At 69.2% G+C, this 23,756-nt stretch carries 24 protein-coding genes; 12 read left to right on the forward strand and 12 right to left on the reverse strand.

What is annotated here, in order from left to right:
• Positions 1-19: 19 nt before the first annotated feature.
• Positions 20-2,311, reverse strand: coding sequence for a nitric-oxide reductase large subunit (locus NO930_RS05420; RefSeq protein ID WP_256402749.1), 2,292 nt, complete (start codon positions 2,309-2,311; stop codon positions 20-22).
• Positions 2,312-2,481: 170 nt separating this feature from the next.
• Between NO930_RS05420 and NO930_RS05425 the strand changes: the two genes are divergently transcribed.
• Positions 2,482-2,607 (forward strand): DUF7989 family protein, encoded by a 126-nt coding sequence (locus NO930_RS05425; RefSeq protein ID WP_255511581.1) that lies wholly within the window; start codon positions 2,482-2,484, stop codon positions 2,605-2,607.
• A gap of 52 nt (positions 2,608-2,659) precedes the next feature.
• On the opposite strand, the gene NO930_RS05430 is transcribed toward NO930_RS05425, so the two are convergent.
• On the reverse strand, positions 2,660-3,607 hold the full coding sequence (locus NO930_RS05430; RefSeq protein WP_256402750.1) for a hypothetical protein: 948 nt from the start codon (positions 3,605-3,607) through the stop codon (positions 2,660-2,662).
• Positions 3,608-3,711: 104 nt separating this feature from the next.
• On the opposite strand from NO930_RS05430, the gene NO930_RS05435 reads away from it, so the two are divergent.
• From NO930_RS05435 to NO930_RS05445, 3 genes are read left to right on the forward strand one after another with little or no spacing between them, the layout of a single operon-like run.
• On the forward strand, positions 3,712-4,755 hold the full coding sequence (locus NO930_RS05435; RefSeq protein ID WP_256402751.1) for an ABC transporter ATP-binding protein: 1,044 nt from the start codon (positions 3,712-3,714) through the stop codon (positions 4,753-4,755).
• Entirely contained in the window at positions 4,752-6,713 is a 1,962-nt protein-coding gene (locus tag NO930_RS05440) for an ABC transporter permease family protein (protein WP_256402752.1), read from the forward strand. The genes NO930_RS05435 and NO930_RS05440 overlap by 4 nt, the downstream gene beginning before the upstream one ends.
• Complete coding sequence (locus tag NO930_RS05445; protein ID WP_256402753.1) at positions 6,706-7,767, forward strand: ABC transporter permease; 1,062 nt, start codon at positions 6,706-6,708, stop codon at positions 7,765-7,767. The genes NO930_RS05440 and NO930_RS05445 overlap by 8 nt, the downstream gene beginning before the upstream one ends.
• Positions 7,768-7,824: 57 nt before the next feature.
• On the opposite strand, the gene NO930_RS05450 is transcribed toward NO930_RS05445, so the two are convergent.
• On the reverse strand, positions 7,825-8,871 hold the full coding sequence (locus NO930_RS05450; RefSeq protein ID WP_256402754.1) for a threonine aldolase family protein: 1,047 nt from the start codon (positions 8,869-8,871) through the stop codon (positions 7,825-7,827).
• A 171-nt stretch (positions 8,872-9,042) separates the two neighbouring features.
• Between NO930_RS05450 and NO930_RS05455 the strand changes: the two genes are divergently transcribed.
• The 3 genes from NO930_RS05455 to NO930_RS05465 all read left to right on the forward strand — a co-directional run bounded on the left by NO930_RS05455 (position 9,043) and on the right by NO930_RS05465 (position 11,610).
• Complete coding sequence (locus NO930_RS05455; protein WP_256402755.1) at positions 9,043-10,569, forward strand: carboxypeptidase M32; 1,527 nt, start codon at positions 9,043-9,045, stop codon at positions 10,567-10,569.
• A gap of 123 nt (positions 10,570-10,692) precedes the next feature.
• Complete coding sequence (locus NO930_RS05460; protein ID WP_256402756.1) at positions 10,693-11,211, forward strand: hypothetical protein; 519 nt, start codon at positions 10,693-10,695, stop codon at positions 11,209-11,211.
• A gap of 150 nt (positions 11,212-11,361) precedes the next feature.
• Positions 11,362-11,610 carry a DUF4242 domain-containing protein gene (locus NO930_RS05465; protein ID WP_137783953.1) on the forward strand — a complete coding sequence of 83 codons (249 nt, stop codon included), beginning with the start codon at positions 11,362-11,364 and terminating at the stop codon, positions 11,608-11,610.
• Between the two features lie 80 nt (positions 11,611-11,690).
• Here the strand turns inward: NO930_RS05465 and NO930_RS05470 are convergent, their stop codons facing one another.
• The gene (locus NO930_RS05470; protein ID WP_256402757.1) at positions 11,691-12,305 is read right to left on the reverse strand and encodes a hypothetical protein; all 615 of its coding nucleotides are present in this window, start codon (positions 12,303-12,305) and stop codon (positions 11,691-11,693) included.
• A 110-nt stretch (positions 12,306-12,415) separates the two neighbouring features.
• Positions 12,416-13,588: a 3-dehydroquinate synthase II gene (locus tag NO930_RS05475; protein WP_256402758.1), complete on the reverse strand. Its 1,173-nt coding sequence runs from the start codon at positions 13,586-13,588 to the stop codon at positions 12,416-12,418.
• Between the two features lie 147 nt (positions 13,589-13,735).
• Between NO930_RS05475 and NO930_RS05480 the strand changes: the two genes are divergently transcribed.
• A complete protein-coding gene (locus NO930_RS05480) occupies positions 13,736-14,548 on the forward strand; it encodes a DICT sensory domain-containing protein (protein WP_256402759.1) in 813 nt (270 codons plus the stop codon).
• Positions 14,549-14,555: 7 nt separating this feature from the next.
• On the opposite strand, the gene NO930_RS05485 is transcribed toward NO930_RS05480, so the two are convergent.
• The 4 genes from NO930_RS05485 to trpC all read right to left on the reverse strand — a co-directional run bounded on the left by NO930_RS05485 (position 14,556) and on the right by trpC (position 18,530).
• Positions 14,556-15,347, reverse strand: coding sequence for a 2-amino-3,7-dideoxy-D-threo-hept-6-ulosonate synthase (locus tag NO930_RS05485; protein ID WP_256402760.1), 792 nt, complete (start codon positions 15,345-15,347; stop codon positions 14,556-14,558).
• A 125-nt stretch (positions 15,348-15,472) separates the two neighbouring features.
• On the reverse strand, positions 15,473-16,363 hold the full coding sequence (trpA, locus tag NO930_RS05490) for a tryptophan synthase subunit alpha (protein WP_256402761.1): 891 nt from the start codon (positions 16,361-16,363) through the stop codon (positions 15,473-15,475).
• Positions 16,363-17,676: a tryptophan synthase subunit beta gene (gene trpB, locus NO930_RS05495; protein ID WP_256402762.1), complete on the reverse strand. Its 1,314-nt coding sequence runs from the start codon at positions 17,674-17,676 to the stop codon at positions 16,363-16,365. The genes trpA and trpB overlap by 1 nt, the downstream gene beginning before the upstream one ends.
• Positions 17,673-18,530: an indole-3-glycerol phosphate synthase gene (trpC, locus tag NO930_RS05500; RefSeq protein WP_256402763.1), complete on the reverse strand. Its 858-nt coding sequence runs from the start codon at positions 18,528-18,530 to the stop codon at positions 17,673-17,675. The genes trpB and trpC overlap by 4 nt, the downstream gene beginning before the upstream one ends.
• A 138-nt stretch (positions 18,531-18,668) precedes the next feature.
• On the opposite strand from trpC, the gene NO930_RS05505 reads away from it, so the two are divergent.
• On the forward strand, positions 18,669-19,199 hold the full coding sequence (locus tag NO930_RS05505) for an MGMT family protein (RefSeq protein ID WP_256402764.1): 531 nt from the start codon (positions 18,669-18,671) through the stop codon (positions 19,197-19,199).
• A gap of 93 nt (positions 19,200-19,292) precedes the next feature.
• Here NO930_RS05505 and NO930_RS05510 read toward each other — a convergent pair whose 3' ends face one another.
• Positions 19,293-20,495: a redox-regulated ATPase YchF gene (locus NO930_RS05510; RefSeq protein WP_256402765.1), complete on the reverse strand. Its 1,203-nt coding sequence runs from the start codon at positions 20,493-20,495 to the stop codon at positions 19,293-19,295.
• Between the two features lie 99 nt (positions 20,496-20,594).
• On the reverse strand, positions 20,595-20,852 hold the full coding sequence (locus NO930_RS05515) for a DUF5789 family protein (RefSeq protein WP_137784241.1): 258 nt from the start codon (positions 20,850-20,852) through the stop codon (positions 20,595-20,597).
• A 140-nt stretch (positions 20,853-20,992) separates the two neighbouring features.
• Between NO930_RS05515 and NO930_RS05520 the strand changes: the two genes are divergently transcribed.
• Positions 20,993-21,535, forward strand: a complete 543-nt coding sequence (locus NO930_RS05520) for a universal stress protein (RefSeq protein WP_137784242.1) — start codon at positions 20,993-20,995, stop codon at positions 21,533-21,535.
• On the opposite strand, the gene NO930_RS05525 is transcribed toward NO930_RS05520, so the two are convergent.
• Positions 21,532-22,515, reverse strand: coding sequence for a biotin--[acetyl-CoA-carboxylase] ligase (locus NO930_RS05525; RefSeq protein ID WP_256402766.1), 984 nt, complete (start codon positions 22,513-22,515; stop codon positions 21,532-21,534). The genes NO930_RS05520 and NO930_RS05525 overlap by 4 nt on opposite strands.
• 92 nt (positions 22,516-22,607) lie before the next feature.
• Here NO930_RS05525 and NO930_RS05530 point away from each other — a divergent pair, with 92 nt between their 5' ends.
• Together NO930_RS05530 and NO930_RS05535 are read left to right on the forward strand one after the other, a co-directional pair.
• Positions 22,608-22,988, forward strand: coding sequence for a 2Fe-2S iron-sulfur cluster-binding protein (locus NO930_RS05530; protein ID WP_256402767.1), 381 nt, complete (start codon positions 22,608-22,610; stop codon positions 22,986-22,988).
• A 168-nt stretch (positions 22,989-23,156) separates the two neighbouring features.
• Positions 23,157-23,732, forward strand: coding sequence for a hypothetical protein (locus NO930_RS05535; RefSeq protein WP_256402768.1), 576 nt, complete (start codon positions 23,157-23,159; stop codon positions 23,730-23,732).
• Positions 23,733-23,756: the final 24 nt, after the last annotated feature.

The raw sequence follows: 23,756 nt of genomic DNA on the forward strand, positions 1-23,756 counted from the left end.
TCGTCGTTTGTCGCGATCCTCAGTCGTCGTCTCCGACGATCCCCTCGGCGACGGCCATGTCTTCGACGCTCGGATCGTCGGCGGACTGCCGGAGGACGAACCGCTTGCGGAGGAGGTCGGCGGCGTAGATCACCGTCCCGACGATGATCAGCGTGTCGCCGGGGAGCCGCGCCCAGAACAGCGTCTGAACGATCGACCGCTCGTAGAAGGCGAGGCTGCGGGCCGCCGCGTACCCCTCGGTGAACGCGACGTCGAGCTGGAGGAATCCGACGGGCAGCACCGAGACGAACACCATGAGCGCCAGCCCGACGTTCCAACACCAGAACGACGCGCGGAGCCACGAGCCGTCCCAGCGCTCGGGGTCGATCGACAGCTGGAGCATGTACGCGACCATCCCGAGCGCGAGGAATCCGAAGGCTCCGAACATCGCGGCGTGGGCGTGGCCCACCGTGAGGTAGGTGCCGTGCTCGTAGTAGTTGACGAGCGGGAGGTTGATGAAGAAGCCGAGGACGCCGGCACCGACGAAGTTCCAGACCCCGCTCGCGACGATGAACATGAACGGGAGCGTGTACGGGAATCCGTCGCCGGCGGTCATCGCCCGGTACTGGCCGATCGCCTCGTAGAGGATGAAGATCAGCGGGAGCAGCTCTAAGGTCGAAAAGACGCTCCCGATCGGCACCCAGTAGTCGGGCATCCCGATCCACCAGTAGTGGTGTGAGACGCCGATCACGCCGGTGCCCATCACGAGGAGCGCCTGCAGCATCACCGCCTTCTCGGCGCTGCGCCGCGTGAGGAGGTTCATCGACACCAAGGTGAGCCCGATGATCGCGACGATGAAGAACTCGAAGGCCCCCTCGACCCACATGTGGACCACCCACCATCGCCAGAACTCGGTGACGGCGATGTTGGTCGTGGGCGTGAACAGGAACCCGGCGAGGAAGAGCAGAGTGATGGATCCCCCGGCGTAGAGGATCATGTGCGCGAGCCCGTAGACCGGCTCGCGGTCGAGAAGCGGCTTGAGTCCCCGAATCGCCAACACGGCCCACAACAGGAACCCGGCGAGCAGGCCGCCCTGCCACACCTTCCCGACCTCCAGGTATTCGAGCCCCTCGTTGCCGAGAAGCCACCAGAGCTGACCGTCGAAGTAGCCGTTCGCGCCGAGCCAGATCCCCCCCATGCCGCCCCCGACGACCACGACGAGCGCGCCGAGCAGGACGTTCACGTACCGGCTCTGGTTGGTCGGCTCGTGGCCGGTCAAAAGCGGCGGGAGGAAGAGCCCAGCGCCGAGCCACGTCGACGCGATCCACAGGATTCCCAGGTCGATGTGCCACGTCTTCGCGATGGAGAAGGGGAGGAGCTGGAGGATGTGGACGCCGAACAGCTCTTCTATCCCGAAGAACCCGGCCCGTTCGATGTAGAAGTGCGCCAGTAAGCCGCCGAGTAACACCTGTGCGAGGAACAATCCGGCGGCGACCGGAACGAACCGGAGCGCCGCGCGCTGGCTCGGGAACACGCTCACGTCGCCCGGTTCCGGGACCGATATTCCCGCCGCCGACGGCTCCGGAAGCTTCACCGACTTGTAAAGGAGGATGGCGGCCCCGGCCGCGCCGACGAGGAGCACCATCGCGACCACGCTCCAGATCATCGCGGCTCCCGTGGCGTCGTTGCCGGCGGGGGGCGAGTAGGGCCACTCGTTCGTGTAGGAGTTGTCGCTGCCGGGTCGGTCGGTGTGCGAGAACCACGCGGTCCACAGCGCGAAGTCGGCGAACTCCCGAGCCTCCTCCGGCGACTGTATCATGTCCTCGGGCACGCCCCGGGCGTGGTCACCCTCGTGGTACCGCTCGACGTACGTCTCGGTCACCCGCTCGTGGGCGTACGCCTCGGCGGCGGAGTATTCGACGGTGTCGCTCCCGTCGTGCGCCTCGTCGAGGTCCTCGCGGACGGTCTGGGCCACCGCCGCTCGCTCGGCGGAGTCGAGGGCGTCGTAGGCGGCACCGTACTCCTCTCGCGCGTAGTAGTCGCGCATGTGCTGGGCTTTCAACTCCAGCGTCTCGGCGGTGTAGTCCTCGCCGTAGTACGCGCCGTTGCCGAGTATCGACCCGTGGTTCATCAGGCCGTACTGCTGGAACGCCGCCTTCCCGTCTCTGATCTCGCCATCGGTGACGATCGCCTCTCCGTCGGGCCCGACGACCTCCTCGGGGATCGGCGGGGCCTCTTGGTACGCGAGCCACGCGCCGGCACCCATGACGACCAGATTCAACAGGAACGCCGCGACGATTACCTTCGCTATCGTCTTCCGTGTGAGTTGCATCGTCGGAGCGTTGTCGCCTGACGGACAACCGATTTCGTGCCAACATGTTCGGACGCCGCTCCCGGAAGCCGAGAGCGTCTTGGCGCCCGACCACCCCTTGAACAATATAAGGTCTCGTTATCACCCCGTGCGAAGCGTTAATGCGGCGTTCGCTGCAATCGGGCGTCAACATGAGTGACCGTGACACGATGAAAGACGTCTCGCACACAGCACCGAACGACACTTCGGCTCACACCGTCTGGGAGCGAGGGCGCGTCCCGGGGGAAGCGGAGGAAGCGGAAGAAGAGGAAGAATAGCGGTCTCACCCGCCGGCTCCCGCGTTGCCTTCTTATCTCCTTCGAGCCGCGGTCAGTCGTCGCGATCCCCGTCACGCGGCGGTGCGTCCGGGTCTGGTGGGTCGGCGGGCGGCTCGCGCCCGATCATCGCGCGGAGCGACGACCACGCCTCGCTGCGGTCTGCTCCCTTCGAGATCTGCACGCCGTCGAACGTCGCCGTCGGGTGCCGGGTCTCGGGTCCGAGGTGGTCCATGTGCGCGGCGACCCACGTGAACCCGCCAGCGAACACCGTCAAGACGGCGAACGTGGCCCACAGTTCCGTCGGAGAGAGCCCGACCGCGCCGGTCACCACCCCCGCGACGACGTAGACGAACGCGAGGAAGACCAAGAGGACGGTCACGGTCGCGAGCAGGTCGTTAACGGCCATGACGCGGGCGTTGTAGTCGATCCACTCGGCGTAGCTGCGCAGCAACCGCTCGTCGAAGCTGGCCGGCGTCTCGTCGCACCTGTCCGGCGTCTCGTCGTGCGGGTCGTCGTCCGTGACCGCGTCGGCCGACGACGCGTCGGTCACCGGTCCGTTCTCGCCGTCGGCGCGTGCGCGTTCCGCGGCGATCAGGGCGTCGACGTCGGCGATGGTGAGTCCGCCGCGGAGGTCGGAGGCGGTGTACGTGACGGCCGCCAGCCCGGTCGAGACGAGCAGGATCGCGCCCCCCGCGAGCGTGAATGGGTTGAGGAACCCGCCGAGGTCGAACTCGGTCTGCACGACGATCGACCCGCCCGTGACGACGATCCCGATGAGAACCAGGTTCGCCTTGAGGATCTCGATGGCCTTGGTGTCGATCTCGCGGAGCCGCTCGACCTGATGGGAGAACGTCGTGCGCAGCTCCTCGCGGGCCGTCGCCGCGACCGCGGGATCGATGTCGGTTTCCCGCTCGGTGTCGCCCCCGCGTCCGGCGGTGCCGCGGCGGTCAGCGCCATCCCCGCCGTCAGCGGCTTCCACCGTCTCCCCGGCGTCGGTCATTACCGTCGCGTTCGTCGACCGGTCCCCTAAGGATACCGGCGAGCGTTCTCGCCGGCGATAACCGCGGAGGTGGGTTTAACCCGACAGAGGGTCGATCGCGACGCATGATCGAGGTGGCGGGCCTACGGAAGACGTACGGGGAGTTCGCCGCCGTCGTCGACAGCACGTTCTCCGTCGGAGAGGGAGAGGTCTTCGGCATCGTCGGCCCGAACGGAGCGGGGAAGACGACGACGCTCAAGGTGCTCTCCGGGCTCGTCGAGCCGACCGACGGCGACGTGACGGTCGCCGGCTTCGACTCCGACGACCCCGAGATGCGGCGGCGGCTCGGCTTCCTCCCGGAGGAGTCGCCGCTGTACGAGGAGATGACGCCGCGGTCGTACCTCCGGTTTTTCGCCGACCTCTACGACGTGCCGGGGGACGTCGCGGACGAGCGGATCGAGTCCGCGCTCGACCGGCTCCAGCTCGACCACCGCGAGCGCCGGCTCGGCGACATGTCGAAGGGGATGAAACGCAAGGTCGCCATCGCGCGGTCGCTCGTCAACGACCCGGACGTGCTCGTGTACGACGAGCCGGCCTCGGGGCTCGACCCGGTGACGACGGACTCCGTGCTGCAGTTCACCCGCGAGCTTCGCGAGGCCGGAAAGACGGTCGTGTTCTCCGCGCACAACCTCTATCACGTCGAGTCCGTCTGCGACCGCGTCGTCGTGATGAACGAGGGGCGAATCGTCGCTCGCGGGAGCGTCGACGGGATCCGCGAGCGGCACGGAGAGACGACCTACCACGTGTTCTCCGACGTCGCGCCGAGCCGAACCGACGCGCTCGCCGACCTCGCGGACGGTGAAGCGAGCGGCCTCGCGGACGACGAGGCGGGCGAGTCGGACGCCTCGCCGGCGCTCACGGTCGAGGTCGGCGACCGGTTCCGGACCGCGGTGCCGACGATGGCGGCGGTCGAGGCGGTCCGCGACGCGGTGACGGCCGCGGGCGGCGAGGTGGTCGACATCCGCACGCGCGAGCCGAGCCTCGAAGACGTCTTCCTCGACATCGTCGGCCGCCCGATGCCGGGGCGGTACACGGCCGGCACCGGCGACGGTTCCGCGGACGAAGAGACCGGCGGGCAGACGCCGAACGAACCGGAGGGGGCCGAGTGATCGACCGGCTCCGGAGGACGCTCCGGGTCGCCAGATGGGAGACCGCCCGCGCCGGCGGGGGCGTCGACCGCCGAACCCTGCTCGCGGCGCTCGCGCTCCTCCTCGTCGTGGGCGGCTTGGTCGGCGGCGGCCTCGCGGCCGGCGTCGTCGGGCTCGACGTCGACCGCGACGTCTACCGGGTCGCGGTCGACGACGGCTCGCCGTACGCCGACGCGGTCGAGTCTGCACCCGCGCTTACCGCAGTTCCCGTCGATGGCGCGTCGCTCGGCACCTCGGCGGATCTGATCGTCCGAGACGTCCGCGGCGTTCCGAGAGACGACGGGACGATCGGGGGGACGGCCGGAGGCGATTCGACCGTCGTCGGCGTCGTGGTCAGCGCCAGCGACACGGAGAAGGGCGCGGCCGCTGCGGCCGAGTTTCGGGAGGCCGTCGAGGCGCACAACGAGCGGCTGATGGCCGACGAGGCGAACGAGACGGCGGCGTTCCCGATCGCGGTCACGCTCAGGTACGTGAGCCGAACGAGCGGGGTCGACGGCGGAGCGACGCTCGGCGGAGGGGGATCGACGGACGGAACCGCGGGAGACGGAGCGACCGGCGGCGGTGGCACCTCCGACGGCGGGACGGCTGGCGGAGACGGGTCCGACTCGACGGGTGCGGTCGCTGCCGGCGGCGACGGCGGTGACGGCGACGACGGCGGCCTCGCGGTCCCCTCGATCGGAGGCGGGACGTTCGGTGCCGCCACGGTCGGCTCGCCGGGATCGATCTCCCCGCCGTTCCCGTTCGTCTCCCTTCTGCTTGCCTTCGTCTTCCTCGTGCCGATGAACTTCCTCATTCAGGCGTACGGATCCTCCATCCTCGACGAGCGGACGAACCGCCGCGGCGAGCCGCTCCTCGTCACGCCGCTGTCGCCGGTCGAAATCGTCGCCGGCAAGACCCTCCCGTACGTCGCGCTCGCGGCGGCGGTCACGACGCTCATCGCCCTCGCGGTCGGCGGCGGTCCGCTCTCCGTCGTCGCCGTGTTCCCGGTCGCACTGGCGTTCCTCGGGGCGACGTTCGTCGGCGCGATGTTCGCGCGGTCGTTCAAGGAGCTCACGTTCGTCACGGTCGGCGTGAGCGTCCTGCTCACGACCTACGCGTTCGTCCCCGCTATCTTCACCAACGTCACGCCGGTCGCGCTCGTCTCGCCGCTCACGCTCGTCGTCTTCGACCTGCAGGGCGAAGCCGTCTCCGCCGGCGACGTGCTATTCGCGACGACGCCGATGTCGATCGGGGCCGGGCTCCTGTTCGCGCTCGGGCTCGGCGTCTACCGCGAGGAGGACATGTTCACGCAGAAGCCGGTCGGACGGAAGTTCCTCGACGCGCTGGCGGTGCGGCTCGCACCGGTCGGCGGCGACGCTCACCGGGGGCGCGGGGCGGGAGCGCGGGGCCGCCTCCGCGCGCTCGCTCCGGTGGCGCTTCTCACCGCCTGTGCGATACCCTTCGTGTTCGTCGCGGAACTCATGGCCGTCGCGCTGCTCTTCGCGCTGCCCGTTACCGTCTCGATCCCCGTCTTGCTCGTCACGATCGCCTTCATCGAGGAAGTCGCGAAGAGCGTCCACCTCTACGCCGGGTTCGAGCGCGGCGTCTTCGCCCGGACCGACCGGGTCGCCGTCGCGGTCGGCGCGGCCTCCGCCGTCGGCTTCTTCCTCGCCGAGAAGGCCACCGCGGTCGTGCAGGCCGTCGGACTCACGGAGCTGTACGTGGGCCGCGCCGCCTTCGGGAGCGTCGCCGGCGTCGGGGGACTGTCCGTTCCCGTGCTGGTCGCGCTGGCGTTCGCGCCGCTCGCGCTCCACGGCGTCACGACGGCCGTGACCGCGGTGGGAGCGAGCCGCGGCCGGACCCGGTACGTCCTGACGCTCGCGCTGGCGACGCTGCTTCACGCGGCGTACAACTTCGCGGTGGTGAGCGTCCATGGGTAGCCGCCTGACGGTCGCCGGCCGCGAGCTTGCGGGGCTGCGCGCGGAGAAGACGATCCTGCTCGCGATCGGCATCCAGCTGTTCATCGCGGCGTTCTCGTCGTTCCTCGTCGTCGGGCTGGTCTCCATGTACGACCCCGGCGCGCTCGACGCCGCGGAGATAGAGGTGGCCGCGAGCGGCGACGCGGTCGACGGGCTCGAACGGGCCGCCGCCGACGTCGAAGGCGTCGGCGTCACGACGTACGTGGACGCGGGTGCCGCCCGGGACGCGTTCGACCGCAACGCCGCCGACGCGGTGGCGGTCGCGAACCGGGTCGACGCGGGGGACGGCGGCGGCGACCGGATCGCGGTACGGGTCACCGCGCCGGACGCCACGGTCGAGACGACCGTCCTCGTCGTCCAGCTTCGCGAAGTGTTGCGCGCCTACGAGCTCGACGAGCGCAGGGACCGCGCCGCGTACCTCACCGAGTCGCCGCTTCCACTGCCGGCGCAGAGCGGCTCAAGCCCGTACTTCACGTTCACGTACACCGTGTTGATCCCGGTGTTGGTGTTCCTGCCCGTGTTCATCTCCGGGTCGCTCGTCGTCGACTCGATCACGGAGGAGATCGACGAGGGGACGCTCGAACTCCTCCGCGTCGCGCCCGTGACGCTCGGCGAGATCATCGACGGGAAGGCGCTCGCGGCGGTCGCCATCGCCCCCGCACAGGCGCTGTTGTGGCTGCTGTTGCTCCGCGCGAACGACACGCCCGTCGCCAACGTTCCCACGATACTCGTCTTGATGACCGCGCTCACGGCGCTCGTCGTCGCGCTGGCCGTCGCCATCTCGGCGCTCGCGCCCGACCGCCGCGCCGCGCAGTTCCTCTACTCGATCGGCGTCCTCGCGCTCTTCGGCGGCGCGACGGCCATGGCCGGCGGCCCAGCGAACGCGGTCGCACGGCTCGCTATCGACAGCGCGGACGCGACGACCACGGCGCTCGTCGTCGCGTACGCGGCCATCGCCGCGGTCGCCTACGTCGGGGTGAGGTGGATCGTCGCCGAGAACGGGTTCGACCGGTGAACCGCGGCGGGACGGCTACCGGTCACGATCCGCGGACTGCGCGTTGCGATCCGCGACCTACGCGGTGAGATCTGCGATCACGTCGTCGACACGCTCGACCGCGATGTCGATGTCGTCCGCGTCCACGTCGCGGTGGGTGGTGAACCGCGCGGTGTGCGCGTCGAACTCGACGCACCCGACGCCGCGCTCCTCGCAGGCCGCGACGAGGTCGCTCGCCGCGACTCCGGCGCTCTCGGTGTCGGCGACGACGATGTTCGTGTCGGGCTCTGCGGCGTCGACGCCGTCGATGGCGTCTAACCCCGCGGCCAGCCGCTCAGCGTTGGCGTGGTCGTCGGCGAGGCGGTCGACGGTCTCTAACGCGAGCAGCCCCGGCGCGGCGATCATCCCGGCCTGCCGCATGCCGCCGCCGAACAGCTTCCGGACCCGTCTGGCCTCCTCGATGAACGCCGTCTCCCCCGCGAGTATCGATCCGACGGGCGCGCCGAGCCCCTTCGAGAGACAGAAGGTGACGCTGTCGACGGGCGCGACGATCTCGCTCGCGTCGACGCCGAGCGCGACCGCGGCGTTGAACACGCGCGCGCCGTCGAGGTGGACGGGTACGCCACCTTCGTGTGCCGCCGCTGCCGCCGCGTCGATCCGGTCTACGGGGACCGCCAGCCCGCCGCGGTAGTTGTGCGTGTTTTCGAGCGCCAGCAGGCCGGTGCCGGGCCGGTGGAGGTCTTCTGTCACGGTCTCTGCGCGCACTCGCTCTGCGGTCGGGACGCAGCGCGCGCCGGCGTCGACCGGCCGCGTCTGGACCCCCGAGAGCGTCGCCGCGCCGCCGAGTTCCCACCGGTAGATGTGGGACTCCCGGTCGAGAAGCAGTTCCTGTCCGGGGTCCGTGTGGACGCGGACGGCGATCTGGTTGGCCATCGTCCCCGAGGGGACGTACAGCGCCGCTTCGGTGCCGACCGCCTCGGCGGCGCGCCGCTCCAGTTCGTTGACTGTGGGGTCGTCGCGGTACACGTCGTCGCCGACCTCGGCGGTCGCGGCCGCGTCGCGCATCGCGTCTGACGGACGCGTGACGGTGTCGGACCGGAGGTCGATGAAGTCGTCGTCGGTCATTCGTTGTCGGTCGTTCGGCGGCCGGAGAGATATAGGTCGCGCTCGCGACGGGGCGGTCCGCCGGTCGGGCGGTGTCGCCGGCGGGATCGGCAGCGGCGCGGTCACCTCCGTCCGCGGCGGGGCCGTTTCGTCGGCGGACACTTCTTATGGCACGCGGTCGATCCGTGTCGTATGGCAACGGAAGCCGCCGCAGACGACGCGAGCGACGCGCCAGACGCGTACGACGCACTCCTGGACCGCGTTCGACGCTGGAACGCGGTCGGGAGCGCGGCCGGCGTGCTCGGCTGGGACCAGCAGGTGATGATGCCCGAGGGCGGCACGCCCGCCCGGTCGAGACAGCTCTCGACGCTCTCGTCGGTCCGCCACGAGATGATAACGGACGCAGAGACCGGGGAGCTTCTGGACCGGCTCGCCGACGCCGACCTCTCGGACGAGCGGGCGGCCGTCGTGCGCGAAGTCTCGCGCGAGTACGAGCGCGCCGACGCCGTCCCGCGCGAACTCGTCGAGGAGATCTCCGAGGCGAGCACCGAGGCGCTGCAGGCGTGGGAGGCGGCGAAAGCCGAGGACGACTTCGATCGGTTCGCACCGCATCTTGAGAGACACGTCGAGTTGAAACGCGAGTACGCCGAGCACATCGACCCCGACCGGGACCCCTACGCGGTGCTGTTCGAGGAGTACGAACCCTGTCTCTCGATGGAGCGCACGGAGGCCATCTTGGAGGAACTCCGCGCGACGCTCGTGCCGCTCATCGACGCGATCCGAGAGTCGGACGCCGACCTCGCCGTCGACACCTTCGAAGGGCAGTTCCCCGAGGACGACCAGGAGGCGCTCGCGCGCGACGCGCTGGATCTGGTCGGCTACGACTTCGACCGAGGGCGGCTCGACGTCTCCTCGCACCCGTTCACGTCGGGCAACCAGTTCGACTGTCGGATCACGACCCGGTTCGACGAGTCGGACCCGCTCGGTGCGATCGGGTCGACGATCCACGAGTACGGCCACGCGCAGTACGCGCTCGGCCTCCCGAAAGAGCAGTTCGGCACCCCGCTCGGCGACGACCGCGACCTCTCGGTCCACGAGTCGCAGTCGCGCCTCTGGGAGAACCACGTCGGTCGGAGCCGCGCGTTCTGGGAGCGGTTCCTCCCGGTGTTCCAAGAGCGGTTCCCCGAGACCGCAGACGCGACCGTCGAAGACGCCTACGAGGCCGTCAACCAGGTGTACGAGGACAACCTGATCCGCGTCGAGGCCGACGAGCTGACCTACCACCTCCACATCGTCGTCCGCTTCGAGATAGAGCGTGACCTGGTCCGGGGCGACCTCGCGGTCGAGGATGTCCCCGAGGTGTGGAACGACAAGTACGAGGAGTACCTCGGGATCCGACCCGATACCGACAGCGAGGGCTGTCTCCAGGACATCCACTGGAGCCACGGCAACTTCGGCTACTTCCCGACGTACTCGCTCGGCTCCGTGATGGCCGCCCAGCTGTACGCGGCCGCAGAAAGCGAGATCGACGACCTCGACGCGAAGACCGCGGACGGCGAGTTCGACGACCTCCAGGAGTGGCTCGCAGCGAACGTCCACCGACACGGCTCTCGCTACGAGACGAACGAGCTCGTGGAGCGCGCGACCGGCGAGGGGCTGTCGGCGGACGCGTTCACCGACTACGTCGAGGAGAAGTACGGCGAGCTGTACGGGATCTGAGCCAGTCGGGCTCACCCCCCAGTGAGCCGTCTGTTTCGGGCGAGGTTGCTGTCGAAACGTGTCCGATTCACAATACGGAAAGAGGCGATCGCTCGGATGAACGGAGAACACGGAGACTCGACGATGGAGTTCCGCACGGACGCCCATATCGACGAGTACGTTCTCGGTAGAGAGGACGTGGGAACGTTCACGGCGTCTGGTGAGCGTCTCACGTACGCTCGTCCGGGCGATGCGTCTCCGACTGCCGTTCCGCTCACCGAGGTCGAGACGATCCGATTCGAACGGAACACCACCCTTCACCACATGCGGTTTCTCGGCGCGTGCACCGGACTTCTCGCCGTCGTTCTCACGGTCGTTCCGACCGCCGACGTGTACCTGAACGGTCTCCCCGCAACCCGACCCGAGGCGCTGCTTCTCGGATTCGTCTACGTGTTCGCTATTGGAGCGTGGCTCACGGCGTACGACTATCTCAACGTCGGGAACCACGACGTCATCGACCTGTACATTCGCACCACCGATGAGACGCACGTCGTCTGTGGGGCGGTTGACGACGCCTCTTTCGTCCACGCGTGCGAGCAACTGATTGCGTCGGACATCCCAACAACGAATCGGAACTCGAAGCTCACATCCGAGTTTTCGTGACCGAGTCCTGTTGAACTCCACCCGTTCGGCCGACGCCGAGCGCGGACGGCCGAGAGTTCGAGACGAGCGTGTAATCGGCAAATAACTGCGTCATACCGCAAAAAGGCGCTCAATAACTAACTTCGGCTCCTCCCCACCTGCGTGTGCACTATGCCACTCTATATGGACGTTCACAGGGACGTTGACGCAAGCGTCGAGGATGTCGTGGAAGCGCACAGAAAGGACGTCGAAACGCAGGAAAAACACGGTGTGAAATACCTGAACTACTGGGTTGACGCCGACGAGGGAGCCGTTTTTTGCCTCTTTGAGGGACCCAGCAAAGAGGCGGGTGAGGAAGTCCACAAGGAAGCCCACGGCCTCACCGCAGACGAGATATTCGAAGTCGAGCAGGGTGAGTGAGTACGCCCGCCGAGACGCCTAGCGCTTTGCTCGCGCGGTCTGACGACCGCGTCTGACAGGCGGAAACGTGTTCTCAGCCGTCATACTCCCAGCCGGAACCCGGTCATCATGGCGATGAGTCCGAGCATCACGGCCGCCTCGAACAGCCCGACGACGAGGTTCTTCTTCTCGATCGATTCGAGCCGGGCCGCGTCCGGGTTCGGCGACTGCGTCTCGTAGTACGCGCTGAGCTGGAGCCGGTGCGGGACCGCGAGCCCGAAGGCGAACAGTCCCCATCCCACGCCGAGCGCGGCAGACGACCACGTGCCGGAGAAGCCGTAGCCGAGCCCGAGGCCGTCCGTCAGCAGCGCGGTCCCCGAAAGCACCGTGGTGAAGGAGAACCCGACCAGAAAGAAGACCGCCTTGGGGACGAGCGTTCCCGTCACCGCGGCCGAGGCCTCCTCGCTCAGTCCACCGAGCGTCGGCCCGATGATCGCGGGGAAGATCAGCGCGAACCCGAACCACACCGCGCCGGCGGCGACGTGGGTGTAAAACAGCAGCGTGGTGCTCGACGCGAGCACGCTCACCGCCAGGACCGCGAGCGGGACGAGGAGACACCCCGCGGCGAACGCGGGGTTCGCGGCGTCGGCGAGGTGACGGATGCGGTCGGCGAGCCCCTGCTCCGTGATCCGACGACGCTCGTTCGTGACTGCCATGTCGGCAGATCACGAGAGCGAACAAAATTCGTTATGGTCGACACGATCGTTTCCGCGCGGCTCACCGCGGTGGCGGCGATGCCGGCGTGCCGCCGCATCGTCGCACCACCTCACTTCTCGATGATGCTCTCCTCGACGGCCTCGCCGAAGTGGCGCGCCACGTCCTCGTAGTAGACGAGCACCTCGTCGCCCGCTTCGAGGTCGGTTACCGCCGTCTTGCCCGCCGCGGTCGCGACCTTCACCGTCTCGGCGTTCTGGATGAGCGTCTCCACGCGGTCGACGCCGTCATCGGTCTCGACTTCCGCCTGAAGCCGGAACATCGGCCGCTTCTCGATTTTGACGCGCCCGACGATCGCCTCGCGGGTGTGGCCGTCCGTATCGACGACCTGCACTTCGTCGCCGCTCGACAGCTCCGCGAGGTAGTTCGTGCCCCCCTCGGGGTTGCGCACGTACGCGTGAACCGCCCCGGCGTTCACGCGGAACGGCCGAGACTCGACGTACGGCGACTCCGCGGTCTCGGCGTGGACGAAGAAGAGCCCGCGCGACATCGACCCGATCAGCATTCCCTCGTCGTCGTCCATCAGCGAGCCGGTGTCGATGCAGACGCGGTCCGCCATCCCCGTCTGCTCCACCGCCGTCACCTCCGCGTGTCGGAGGTCGAGCGTCTCGCGGTCGGCGGCGTCGCGGGCGTCGACCGCGCCGCGGATCTCGTCCGGCGAGTCGGCGTCGAGGAGGACGCCGTCGGCACCGATCTCAAGCGTCTCGAAGGCGGTCTTCGCCTCGGCGGCGGTGGTCGCGCCCGCGACGAGGTGCGTCTCCTCGCCGACGCGGGCGATCAGGTTCTCCAGCGGGATGATAGACCAGTCCTCGCCGACGATCACGGTGAACTCCGCGTCCTCGGCGGCCGCCTCGGCGAACGCCTCGTACTCGGTGCCGAGCACGCGGACGTACGCGCCCTGCGCGCGGTCGTCGCGGCGGCGGAGCGTCGACAGGTCCGCCGACCCCGACAGGTCTCCCGGCATGTCGATCGTCCCGTCGCCCTCGCCGCCCTTACCGACGAAGTAGGCGTCCGCCTCCGCGTCGCTCTCGGCGTCGTCGATGACGTCCGCCTCCGAGCGGAACGCGGCGACGTTCACGTCGCCCAGTTCGCGGACGCGTCCGACGTCGCCCTCGTCGACGAGGACCCAGTCCGCGCCGGCCTCGATAGCGGCCGTGATTCGTCGCTTGCGCGCCTCCCAGTCGCCGACGCTTCCGTCGGCTTTCACCCAGACCGTGCGTGTCATTGTCGAAACCTCACGGCGCGCGGGCTTGAAAACTGCGGAAGCCGCGACGCGGACGCGACGAACGCGTCTGCGGTCACTGGAACGGACACGGACGACGACGACGGCGGGTCAGCCTCAACGGCGTGGACGACGTACCTGCAAACATACATGTCGCTCCCAGCGGACTCTCATTTCGTCGACTTCGTCGACATCGACCCGTCGAAGTCGCTATCGCTGGCCGTCGTCGGGAACACGCGACCGAAACCGACAGAGCGGATGGTTCGATCCCTGTTCGAGCGGCAGCCGGTCGAGGTGGTGACCGGCGAGGGAGACGGGGTTGGCGAACTCACCGACGGTGACCTCGAACTGTCCGGCTCTCCGGAATCTGCCGAGTGCGACCGCGTCGTGCTCTTCGATGACGGCGAGATCGTCGCCGAGTCGCCGCTGTCGGAACTGGAGGCCACGATCTTACACGTCAACTCCGACCTGTACATCACCGGGGCCGTCGACGTGGATCAGATCGAACTGCCGGACGTCATTCGCGGGCTCGCGGACACGACGTTTCACGTCAGGGGCTTCCCCGAGTCGAACTCGGAGAAGCTCCCGCTCATTCTCATCTCGCGACACGTCGAGCGGCTCTCACACGAGCACGGCGGAACACACCGCGCGTCGTTCCAACGGCTCTCCCGGATTCACGACGAGCGCGGGACCGCGAACGTCTACCGAAAGCTCGGGGAGTCGGCGGCCGATATCCACGTCTACGGCGTCCCGGACTGGGTGCCGCCGCGCGAGGCGGGGCTGAAGCTCCACGGCGGGTACGAAGTCGACTACGAGCGCACGTGGTTCGTCGTTCACCGGTCGGAGGCCGAGGCGGCCGCGCTCGTCGCGATCGAGGTGGGAACGAACGAGTGGCTCGGCGAGTGGACGTTCGACCGCGACCGCGTCGAAGCGGTCGAGACGGCGATCAAAGAGAACCTGTAGCCGCCCGTTATACCTCGATGAACCCGCCCGCGGTGAGCGCCTCCTCGACCGTCGCGTCGTCGTGGACGACCGCCGAGACCGCCCGCGCGATACCTTCCGGATCGTCGTGCTGGAAGATCGACCGACCCATCGAGACGCCGGCGGCGTCGCCGTCCATCGCGCCGCGAACCATCTCGACCGTCTCGCGGTCCGTCCCCTTCGACCCGCCGGCGATGACGACCGGCAACCGAGTCGACTCGGTGACGCGCTCGAAGGAGTCGCCGTCGCCGGAGTAACCGGTCTTCACCACGTCCGCGCCGAGTTCCTCGGCGAGCCGGACGGCGTGGCCGAGCGACTCGGGGTCGCTCTCGTCGACGCCGGGGCCCCGGGCGTACGCCATCGCGAGCACGGGCAGACCGAGCCGCTCGGCCTCGCTGGTGAGTTGGGAGAGGCCCTCGATCTGTGACGGCTCGTAATCGGAGCCGACGTTGATGTGGAAGGAAACGGCGTCCGCGCCGGCCCGGACGGCGTCCTCTACCGTACCGGTGACGCGCTTGTCGTTCTCGTCGGGGCCGATCGTCGTCGAGCCGTTGAGGTGGACGATGTACCCCGCGTCGTTCTTGTTCGGGTGGACGCGCTCCGCGATGCCGCGCTGGGTCAACACCGCGTCCGCACCCCCCGCGGTCACGCCGTCGATGGTCGACTCGATGTCGACGAGCCCCTCGACCGCGCCCATCGTGATCCCGTGGTCCATCGGGACGATGAGGAACCGGTCGTTCGTGGAGATGCGCTGGAGTCGTGCTGTGAGTCCTGCTGTCATTGTGAGGTGAGTCGTTGTGTGAACGTGTGGCAATCGGAGGTAAGTCGGTTTCGTTCGGGGACGTATTGGCTCGAACCGGTCTGCCGACCGGTGCGGCGGACGGGCACGGCGAGCGCTCGGCCGTCTCAGCTCGCGTCGGGGGCCTCGGCGCGGGCGGCGTGGCCCCGCTCGGCACCCTCTTTCAGCTCTCGCGAGAGCGACTCCAGCCGCTCTGCGACCGCCTCGGTCGACAGGTCGTTCTCGACGCCGTCGGCGACGATGTCCACGAGCGCCGAACCGACGATGATCCCGTCTGCGCCGCCGGCGACGATGCGCTCGGCGTGCTCGCCGGACGAGATGCCGAACCCGACGGCCTTGGGCACGTCGTAGTCGGCGAGGCGGTCGAGGCTCTCCGTGGTCTGATCCGAGACGTCGTCGCGCGCGCCGGTCGTCCCGAGCCGCGCCTGCACGTAGACGTACCCCGACACCCGGCTCATGATCCGGTCGAGCCGCTCGCCGACGGTGGTGGGCGCGACGATGAAGACGAGATCCAGCCCGAACTCGTCGCACGCCTCGCGCAGCGGGTCCGCCTCTTCGGCGGGGAGGTCCGGGACGACGAGCCCCTCGATCCCCGCGGCGGCCGCGCGCTCGACGAAGGGGCGTGGCCCGGTTTCTTCATCATATTGATAAATGAGGTTGTAGTACGTCATGCAGACGAGCGGGGCGTCGACGTCGAGTCCCTCCGCGAACTCGAAGAACCGATCCGGCGTCATCCCGGCGTCGAGCGCGCGCACGAGCGCGCCCTGAATGGTCGGGCCCTCCGCGATCGGCTCCGAGAAGGGGAGACCGAGTTCGATCACGTCCGCGCCGCCGCGGTCGAGGGCCTCGACGTACGCCTTCGAGGCCTCGTAGTCCGGGTCGCCGACCGCGAGGTACGGGACGTAGGCGGGTCCGTCGGCGAACGCGGCGGCGATGGCCGCGGAGTTGCCGGTCTCCGCTCCCGCGTCCGCGTCCGGCTTCGCGTGCTCTCCCGTCATCAGATTCCCCCCGTGAACATCGACATGTCCGGTGCCTCGTCGATGTCGCGTTTGTCCGTCTCCTCGATGGCGGCGTCGAGGTCCTTGTCGCCGCGCCCGGAGACGTTGACGACGACCCGCTCGCCCAACTCCTCGTGGTGCTCCTCCAAGAAGCCGAAGGCGTGTGCCGTCTCCAAGGCCGGGATGATCCCCTCGGTGCGCGAGAGGCGATGGAACCCTTCGAGGGCCGCGTCGTCGTCGACGGCGACGGGGTTCACGCGTCCCTCGTCGACGAGGTAGGCGAGTTCGGGGCCGACGCCGGCGTAGTCGAGCCCGGAGGAGATCGAGTGGCTCTCCATGATCTGGCCGTCGGAATCCTGCAAGAGCTTCGTGCGCGCACCGTGGAGTACGCCCTCCGCGCCCGTGTACAGCGACGCGGAGTTCGGCGCGACGCCGGCCTCCTCGTCGACCTCCAGCGTGGAGCCGCCCGCCTCGACTGCGTGGAGCGCCACGTCCTCGTCGTCGACGAACGCCGCGAACGACCCCATCGTGTTGGAGCCGCCGCCCGCGCAGGCGACCACGTCGGTCGGGAGGCCGCCGGTCTTCTCGATCGACTGCTCGCGGGCCTCTTCGGAGATGACCGCCTGGAAGTCGCGGACCATCACCGGGAACGGGTGGGGACCGACCACGGAGCCGATCACGTAGTGGGTCGTCTCGACGGTCGTCGCCCAGTCGCGCATCGTCTCCGAGATGGCCTCCTTCAGGGTGCCGCGGCCGGCCGTGACCGGGTTCACTTCGCTCCCGTTGAGCTTCATCCGGAAGACGTTGGGGCGCTGGCGGTTGATGTCGCGCTCGCCCATGTATATCTCACAGGGCATATCGAGGTGGGCGGCCGCCATCGCCGTCGCGGTGCCGTGCTGGCCCGCGCCCGTCTCCGCGATGATCCGCTCTTTGCCCATGTACTTCGCGAGAAGCACCTGACCGAGCGCGTTGTTCAGCTTGTGTGCGCCGCCGTGGAGCAGGTCCTCGCGCTTGAGGTAGATCTCGCGGTCGTACCGCTCCGAGAGCCGGTCGGCCCGCTGGAGCGGGATCGGCCGCCCGCCGAAGTCCGCGAGCCGCTCGCGGAACTCGTCCATGAAGCCGTCCTCGTTGTTCAGGACGTAGCGCTCGTAGGCATCGGTCAGTTCCTCTATGGCCGGCATCAGCGCCTCGGGAACGTACTGGCCGCCGTAGCGGCCGAACTTCCCGTCGTCGCGGCCGCGCTCGCGACCGGGGCGTCGCGATGGCACCGCCGTGTCCGGTTCCTCAGCCGTTCGCGTGTCGGATTCGCTCATGTGGGTGTCTCCGTGTCCGCCGTCTCGTCTGCGTCCGGTTTCGTCTCCGCGCTCTCGTCCGCTGTCGCGTCCGCCTCCGTCTCTGCGCCCGCCTCCACGCGGGTCAGCGTTCGCGTGTTCGCCGTCACGTTCCCGTCCATGATCGCACTGCCGACGAGCAGCGCGTCGGCACCGGCCGCTCGCATCCGCCGGACGTCCGCCGGCGAGCCGATCCCGCTCTCGGCGACGAGCGTCACGTCGTCGGGAGCGTCGGGCGCGACCGACTCGAAGGTTTCGAGGTCGACCTCCAGTCTCGCGAGGTCGCGGTTGTTCACGCCGACGAACGTCGCGCCCGCGTCGACCGCGGCCGCTAGCTCCGCGGCGTCGTGAACCTCGACGAGCACCTGAAACCCGCGGTCGCGCGCGGCGGCGAGCAGGTCCGGGAGGTCGTCGCCGACGAACCGCGCGATGAGCAGGACCACGTCGCTCTCGACGGCGTCCAACTGCGACTCGGCGACGACGAAATCCTTCCGGAGCACCGGCACGTCGACGGCCTCGCGGACGCGTTCGAGGGTGTCGACGCTCCCGCCGAAGTGCTCCGGCTCCGTGAGCACCGAGAGCGCCGCGGCCCCGCCCGCGACCATCCCCTCCGCGAGCGCGACGGGGTCGTCCTCACGGGTTCCCTCCGTCGTCGGGCTCGTCGGCTTCACCTCGGCTATCACGGGCACGCGACCGTCGGCCTCGGCGCGGTCGAACGCGGCGCGCAGGTCTCGGGGAGCAACGTCTACGCGGTCAGTCCGTCCCTCGGCCGCTCGCTCCCGAGCAGTCGTCAGTATCGACTCGACCGCCGGGGCCAGCGCGGAATCATCCTCCATTAGTGTACACTAATGCACTCATCTGTGCATAAGGCTTGCGGGCGGCGGAGGAATATTCGGTACTGACGGAGCGCGTCGCGGATGCGGAGACGGCGGGTGACCCAGCGATTTAACCGTCGGGACCGCGGAGCCGGAGCCATGCAATCGACGGGCACGTCGGGCGTGTTCGCCCGACACTTCGAGGAGATCGGGCGCGCGGTCGAGGTCGGATTCGCCGGCGGCCGCGTGATCGCGGTCTCGTTTCCGGCCGAGACGCCGGCCGACGCCGAGGCGGACCACGGGCTGCTCGACCGGATCGGCGCGTACCTGCAGGGCGAACCGGCAGACGAGGGCGTCTCGACCGGAGATTCAGCCGGCGGCGGAGTCGGGCCCGCCACGCGCGGAGCCGACCCGTTCGACGACGTGCAGATCGGCCTCACGGTCCCGACCGACCAGCGGCGCGTCCTCGACGCGCTCCGATCGGTCCCGTCCGGCGAGTCCGTCTCGGTCAGTCGGCTCGCGCGGTCGGCCGGCTACGACGACAACGACGCCGACGACCTCGACACCGTGACCCGCGCGCTCAGCGAGAACCCGATCCCGTTACTGCTCCCCGACCACCGGGTGCAGGGCGGGCCGCACGCCACGCCGGGCGAGGTCCGAGACGTGTTGCGGCGGGTCGAAGGAGTGTAAGTCGCCGCTCGCGCGACGGTAATGGGTGAGACGAGAAACCGCGAAAAAACGGCCTGAGAGTGGCCTGCGGGCGTCATAGGGGGGCTGCGGGCGTCAGGGGGCGGCCTGCTTCGTCGAGATCAGCTCGATCACGTCGCGGTGGGAGAGTTCGTGGTCGGCCCCGACCTGTCTGCCGCTCCGGCAGTCGGTCCCGTGAAGGAGCCCCTCACCGATGTCCGAGTGGATGTGGAACGCGAAGTCCTCCGTCGTCGAGTCTTCGGGGAGGAGAAAGCAGTCGCGGAAGACGCCCTTCTCGTCTTTCGACCCGTTCGCGGAGCCGGGAAAGACCGCGATACAGCCGAGGACGTCGAAGATCGCGGCTTCGAGCGCGCCCTGGACGCCGGTCCCGTCGTACTCGTCGACGAACTCGGCGATCTGGTCGAGCCCGGCCGCCTGTTCGCCGGAGACGTCGCCGACGGTCTCGAACTGAGCGGAGCCGGGCGTGTAGTCGACGACGCCCGCCTCGTCCGCGTTCTTCAGCGCCTTCTCGGCGTGGGCGCTCGCGGGGACGAAAGATAGGTGGTCGTACTCGGGGTCGCTCGTGATTTCTTCCCAGTTCGCCTGCGCCGCCGGCGTGTCCATCTTGTTCGCGGCGACGACCATCGGCTTCGTGCGCTTTCGGATCTCGCGCGCGAGGTCGGCCCTGTCCTCGCCGTCCCACGTCTCGGGGTCGAGGTCGAGACCCTGCGCTAAGATCACCTGTTTCATCCGGTCCTTGTCGATGCCGAACGCCGACATCTGCTCGGCCAGTTCCTCCTCGATCGCGGCGTCTGCGCCGTGGTACCGCGTCTCGAACTTCTCTAAGCCCTTCTCTAACACGTCGAGGTACCACTCGTCGAGTTCTTCCTCTAAGAAGTCGATGTCCTCGCGCGGGTCGTGGCCCTCGGTGGTCTCGCCTTCGATGTCCGTCTTCCCGGAGAAGTCGACGACGTGGATCAACACGTCGGTCTCGTTGAGATCGGTGAGGAACTGGTTGCCGAGTCCGCGCCCCTCGTGTGCGCCCGGGACGAGCCCGGCGACGTCGACGAGCTTGACCGGGACGAAGCGGGTCCCCTCGCGGCAGACGCCGACGCTCGGCGTGCAGGTCTCGTCGAACTCGGGGGCGGCGCAGTCGACGCGGACGTACGCCTCGCCGACGGTCGGGTCGATCGTGGTGAACGGGTACGCGCCCTCGGGCACGTCGTTCATCGTCGCGGCGTTGAAAAAGGTCGACTTCCCCACGGAGGGCTTGCCGACGAGGCCGACGCGGTAACTCATTGGTCGCACTGCGCGAGCCACGGTAAAAAGCGATGCGAGACGCTCCGTGACGTGTGTACGGGTGACGAGGGGTGACCGCGAGCGACGGATCCGTCCGGGTCAGGCGTCCCCGTCGGACTGACCGGGCTCGCCCACCGCCTCGATGGGCAGGACGTTCTGAAGCGCGGCGAACGCGTCCTCGGCGCTCTCGAACTCGTGCTGATCGACGTCGGCGACGAGGTCGCCGAGATCGGCGTCTCCGTCGGCGAACAGCACGGTCGTCCCCGCGCACGATTCCACGAGGTCCGCGTGAGTCGCGGGGTAGGCGTAGTCTCGAAGCTCCTCTTCGACGCGAGAGAGCGTGATCTCGGTAGACATACTCGATACTGGTCGCCAGACGGCTTAACTGCGCGTGTCGGTGTGACCGTGGCGCGGCCGAGGTCTGCGATGAGTGAGCGAAGAACCGGCAACATTAGTGAAGAGTTATGCGTCATCGGAACCATGTGGTATGTGATTACATGTCGTTATACGACCGAATTCTCGTCCCCACCGACGGCTCCGCCGAGGGAGAGCGCGCGGTCGCGCACGCGCTCGACCTCGCGGCGGTTCACGGCGCGGCGGTTCACGCGCTGTACGTGGTCGACACCGCGAGCTACGCCGGCATGCCGATGGAACACTCCTGGGAGGGGGTCGGCGATCTGCTCCGGGACGACGCGACTGCGGCGGTCGCCGCGGTCGAGGAGCTCGCGGCCGACGCCGACGTCGACGTCGAGACCGCGGTCGTCGAGGGGTCGCCGAGCCGCGAGATAATCCGGCACGCGGAGGAGGCCGACTGCGACCTCGTCGTGATGGGGACCCACGGCCGCGGCGGGATCGACAGACTGCTGCTCGGGAGCGTCGCGGAGAAGGTCGTCCGCGGCTCGTCGGTCCCGGTGTTGACGGTGCGGCTCGACGGGAGGGTCCCGGACGGTCCGGGAACGGTCGCGGGAACCGCCGATAGGACGGAGTCCGAAACGGACGCCGACGGCGACGTCGCCGTCGACGGCGGTCCGACCGGCTAACGGTCCGCGTCCCTGAGGTGTTCGCAGTCGCCGGCGTGGACGCGCCGGGTCCCCTCTTCCGTCTCGATCACGAGCGCGCCCGGCGGCTCCACGTCGACCGCGGTACCGACGACCGGGCCCCCGGCGGTGTCGACGCGAACGCGCCGCCCGAGCGTGCTCGCGCGCTCGCGCCACGCCGGGAGGACGCGGTCCATCCGGTCGGACGTTCCCGCGAGCGCGTGGAACCGATCGAGGAGGGTCGTGGCGACTCGCTGTCTGCTGACGTTTCTCTCCGCCTCGGCGGCGAGCGAGGTCGCGTCCGGCGGTAGCGCCTCCGTGTCGACGTTGGCGTTGACGCCGACCCCGACGACGAGCCACGACACCCGGTCGGCTTCGCCCTCCATCTCGGTGAGTATCCCGGCCAGTTTGCGTCCGCCGCGGCCCGTCGCCGCGGCCGAATCCCCCGCGTCGCCGTCGCGGCCCCCGACGAGCACGTCGTTCGGCCACTTGATGTGGGCGTCGACGCCGACGGCGCGGCAGGCGTCCACCGCCGCGACGGCGGCCGCGAGCGTGAAGAGCGGCGCGCGCGCGGCGGGGGCGTCGGGGCGGGTCACGAGCGAGACCCAGACGCCCCCGCTCGGCGCGATCCACTCGCGGTCGAGCCGTCCTCGCCCGCCGGTCTGTTCGTCGGCCGCGACCGCGACGCCGTCGGCTCCGTCGGCCGCCAGCTCTCGCGCGCGATCGTTCGTCGACGGGAGGCTGTCGTGGTACTCGACGGCGTACGGCGCGTCGAGGCCGAACTCGATCCCCGGCCCGCAGTAGCCGGGGTCGTCTGGTGCGACGTACCCGGCCGCGGTCGATTCGACGGCGAAACCCGAGTCTCGGAGCCCCTCCACCGCCTTCCAGACCGCCGCCCGCGAGACCCCGAGGTCGTCGGCGAGCGCCGGGCCCGAGACCGGCCCGTCCGCGAGGGCGTCGAGGAGCGCGCGACGCGTGTCCATGCCGTCGGGGTGGCCGCCGGGACCGAAAGCCGTTCCGGCTGACGGGCACACAGCTATCCCTCCGGGCCGCCACCGATCCGTCAGCGAGACCGATGAGAAACCGAGAGGCGAGCGACCGAGACGCCGCGAGCAACCCAGAGGCGAGCGACACCGTCGATCTCGTCGTGCTCGACGGCGACGACCGCACTGAGATGTCCGTGGAGCGCGGCCGAAACCTGCGGCGCGTCCTGCTGGAGGCGGGGCTGTCGCCGTACGCCGAAGCGACGAGCCGGCTCAACTGCGGCGGACGCGGGATCTGTGCGACCTGCGGCGTCCGGATCCGGACGGGACCCGATCCCGAGCACTGGCACGACCGCCTCGCCGATCGGTTCGGGTACCCGCGACTCTCCTGTCAGGTGCGCGTCGACGCTCCGATGACCGTCGAACTGGTCGACAAGCGCGTGTGGGGCGGCCGGGAACCGAACGACGGGTGAATCGCGCCGCGAGACACCGGGTTTCCGGTGAAATGGCGGGCGGTAGCGATACACACGGACACCGCGCTTGACGGGGACAGCGATTCCGATCCGGCGCTCTCCGAATCGAACGCCGACGACGCGAGGCGTCGGCACAAGAGCCAAGGGCTCACGCCCGAACGCTCGGGTATGCAACCCTCCAAGGAGTCCGAGTCGTCGGACGAGGATCCGATGGACGACCTCGACGACCTCCTCGACGACGATCTGGCCGAGGGGAACTCGGGAACGTCATCCGGCGGCGTCGCGGTCGGCGACGGCGCGACCGACAGCGACACGACCACTGCCGGAGACGCGGCGAGCGGCGAGGGTCGGATCGGCGTGAGCGGCCGGTGGTTCTCCGCGAAGGCGTTCGCGCTCGCGCTCGCCGTCGTCGCCGTCGCGACGTTCCTCGTCGGCGCGATTCCGCTCGTCGGCGGCGCGATCGGCTCCGTCGGCGGCGTCTTCGTCGCGGCGTTCGTGTTCGGGGCGATCTCGTCGTCGCGACGGTACGTCGAGACCGGGCTGGCGGGCGCGCTGGCCGGTGCCGGAACCGCCGTGACGAGCGTCCTCGGCGTCGGGTTCCTCCCGATCGGTCTCGACTACCTCGGGCAGTGGGGCCCCTCGCTGCTCGCGATCGGCGGCGGGCTCGGGCTCGCGGTCGCGCTCCTCGGTCACTACCTCGGACGCGACCTGCGAGCGGGGCTGACTGCCGACCTCGGCGCGTGATCGACCGGAGCGGCAGACCGCGGA

This window comes from Halorubrum salinum, assembly GCF_024494575.1.
In the GTDB taxonomy this organism is placed as follows: Archaea; Halobacteriota; Halobacteria; order Halobacteriales; family Haloferacaceae; genus Halorubrum; species Halorubrum salinum.

Bases quoted from the DNA above. Each gene is read 5' to 3' on its own strand.
- trpA (WP_256402761.1), bottom strand. From the start codon at position 16,363: ATGACGGGAGAGCACGCGAAGCCGGACGCGGACGCGGGAGCGGAGACC.
- NO930_RS05455 (WP_256402755.1), top strand. From the start codon at position 9,043: ATGGCAACGGAAGCCGCCGCAGACGACGCGAGCGACGCGCCAGACGCG.
- NO930_RS05430 (WP_256402750.1), bottom strand. From the start codon at position 3,607: ATGACCGACGCCGGGGAGACGGTGGAAGCCGCTGACGGCGGGGATGGC.
- NO930_RS05505 (WP_256402764.1), top strand. From the start codon at position 18,669: ATGCAATCGACGGGCACGTCGGGCGTGTTCGCCCGACACTTCGAGGAG.
- NO930_RS05535 (WP_256402768.1), top strand. From the start codon at position 23,157: ATGCAACCCTCCAAGGAGTCCGAGTCGTCGGACGAGGATCCGATGGAC.
- NO930_RS05475 (WP_256402758.1), bottom strand. From the start codon at position 13,588: ATGACACGCACGGTCTGGGTGAAAGCCGACGGAAGCGTCGGCGACTGG.
- NO930_RS05510 (WP_256402765.1), bottom strand. From the start codon at position 20,495: ATGAGTTACCGCGTCGGCCTCGTCGGCAAGCCCTCCGTGGGGAAGTCG.
- NO930_RS05435 (WP_256402751.1), top strand. From the start codon at position 3,712: ATGATCGAGGTGGCGGGCCTACGGAAGACGTACGGGGAGTTCGCCGCC.
- trpB (WP_256402762.1), bottom strand. From the start codon at position 17,676: ATGAGCGAATCCGACACGCGAACGGCTGAGGAACCGGACACGGCGGTG.
- NO930_RS05460 (WP_256402756.1), top strand. From the start codon at position 10,693: ATGGAGTTCCGCACGGACGCCCATATCGACGAGTACGTTCTCGGTAGA.
- NO930_RS05485 (WP_256402760.1), bottom strand. From the start codon at position 15,347: ATGACAGCAGGACTCACAGCACGACTCCAGCGCATCTCCACGAACGAC.
- NO930_RS05520 (WP_137784242.1), top strand. From the start codon at position 20,993: ATGTCGTTATACGACCGAATTCTCGTCCCCACCGACGGCTCCGCCGAG.
- trpC (WP_256402763.1), bottom strand. From the start codon at position 18,530: ATGGAGGATGATTCCGCGCTGGCCCCGGCGGTCGAGTCGATACTGACG.
- NO930_RS05470 (WP_256402757.1), bottom strand. From the start codon at position 12,305: ATGGCAGTCACGAACGAGCGTCGTCGGATCACGGAGCAGGGGCTCGCC.
- NO930_RS05480 (WP_256402759.1), top strand. From the start codon at position 13,736: ATGTCGCTCCCAGCGGACTCTCATTTCGTCGACTTCGTCGACATCGAC.
- NO930_RS05445 (WP_256402753.1), top strand. From the start codon at position 6,706: ATGGGTAGCCGCCTGACGGTCGCCGGCCGCGAGCTTGCGGGGCTGCGC.
- NO930_RS05425 (WP_255511581.1), top strand. From the start codon at position 2,482: ATGAGTGACCGTGACACGATGAAAGACGTCTCGCACACAGCACCGAAC.
- NO930_RS05465 (WP_137783953.1), top strand. From the start codon at position 11,362: ATGCCACTCTATATGGACGTTCACAGGGACGTTGACGCAAGCGTCGAG.
- NO930_RS05525 (WP_256402766.1), bottom strand. From the start codon at position 22,515: ATGGACACGCGTCGCGCGCTCCTCGACGCCCTCGCGGACGGGCCGGTC.
- NO930_RS05515 (WP_137784241.1), bottom strand. From the start codon at position 20,852: ATGTCTACCGAGATCACGCTCTCTCGCGTCGAAGAGGAGCTTCGAGAC.
- NO930_RS05420 (WP_256402749.1), bottom strand. From the start codon at position 2,311: ATGCAACTCACACGGAAGACGATAGCGAAGGTAATCGTCGCGGCGTTC.
- NO930_RS05450 (WP_256402754.1), bottom strand. From the start codon at position 8,871: ATGACCGACGACGACTTCATCGACCTCCGGTCCGACACCGTCACGCGT.
- NO930_RS05530 (WP_256402767.1), top strand. From the start codon at position 22,608: ATGAGAAACCGAGAGGCGAGCGACCGAGACGCCGCGAGCAACCCAGAG.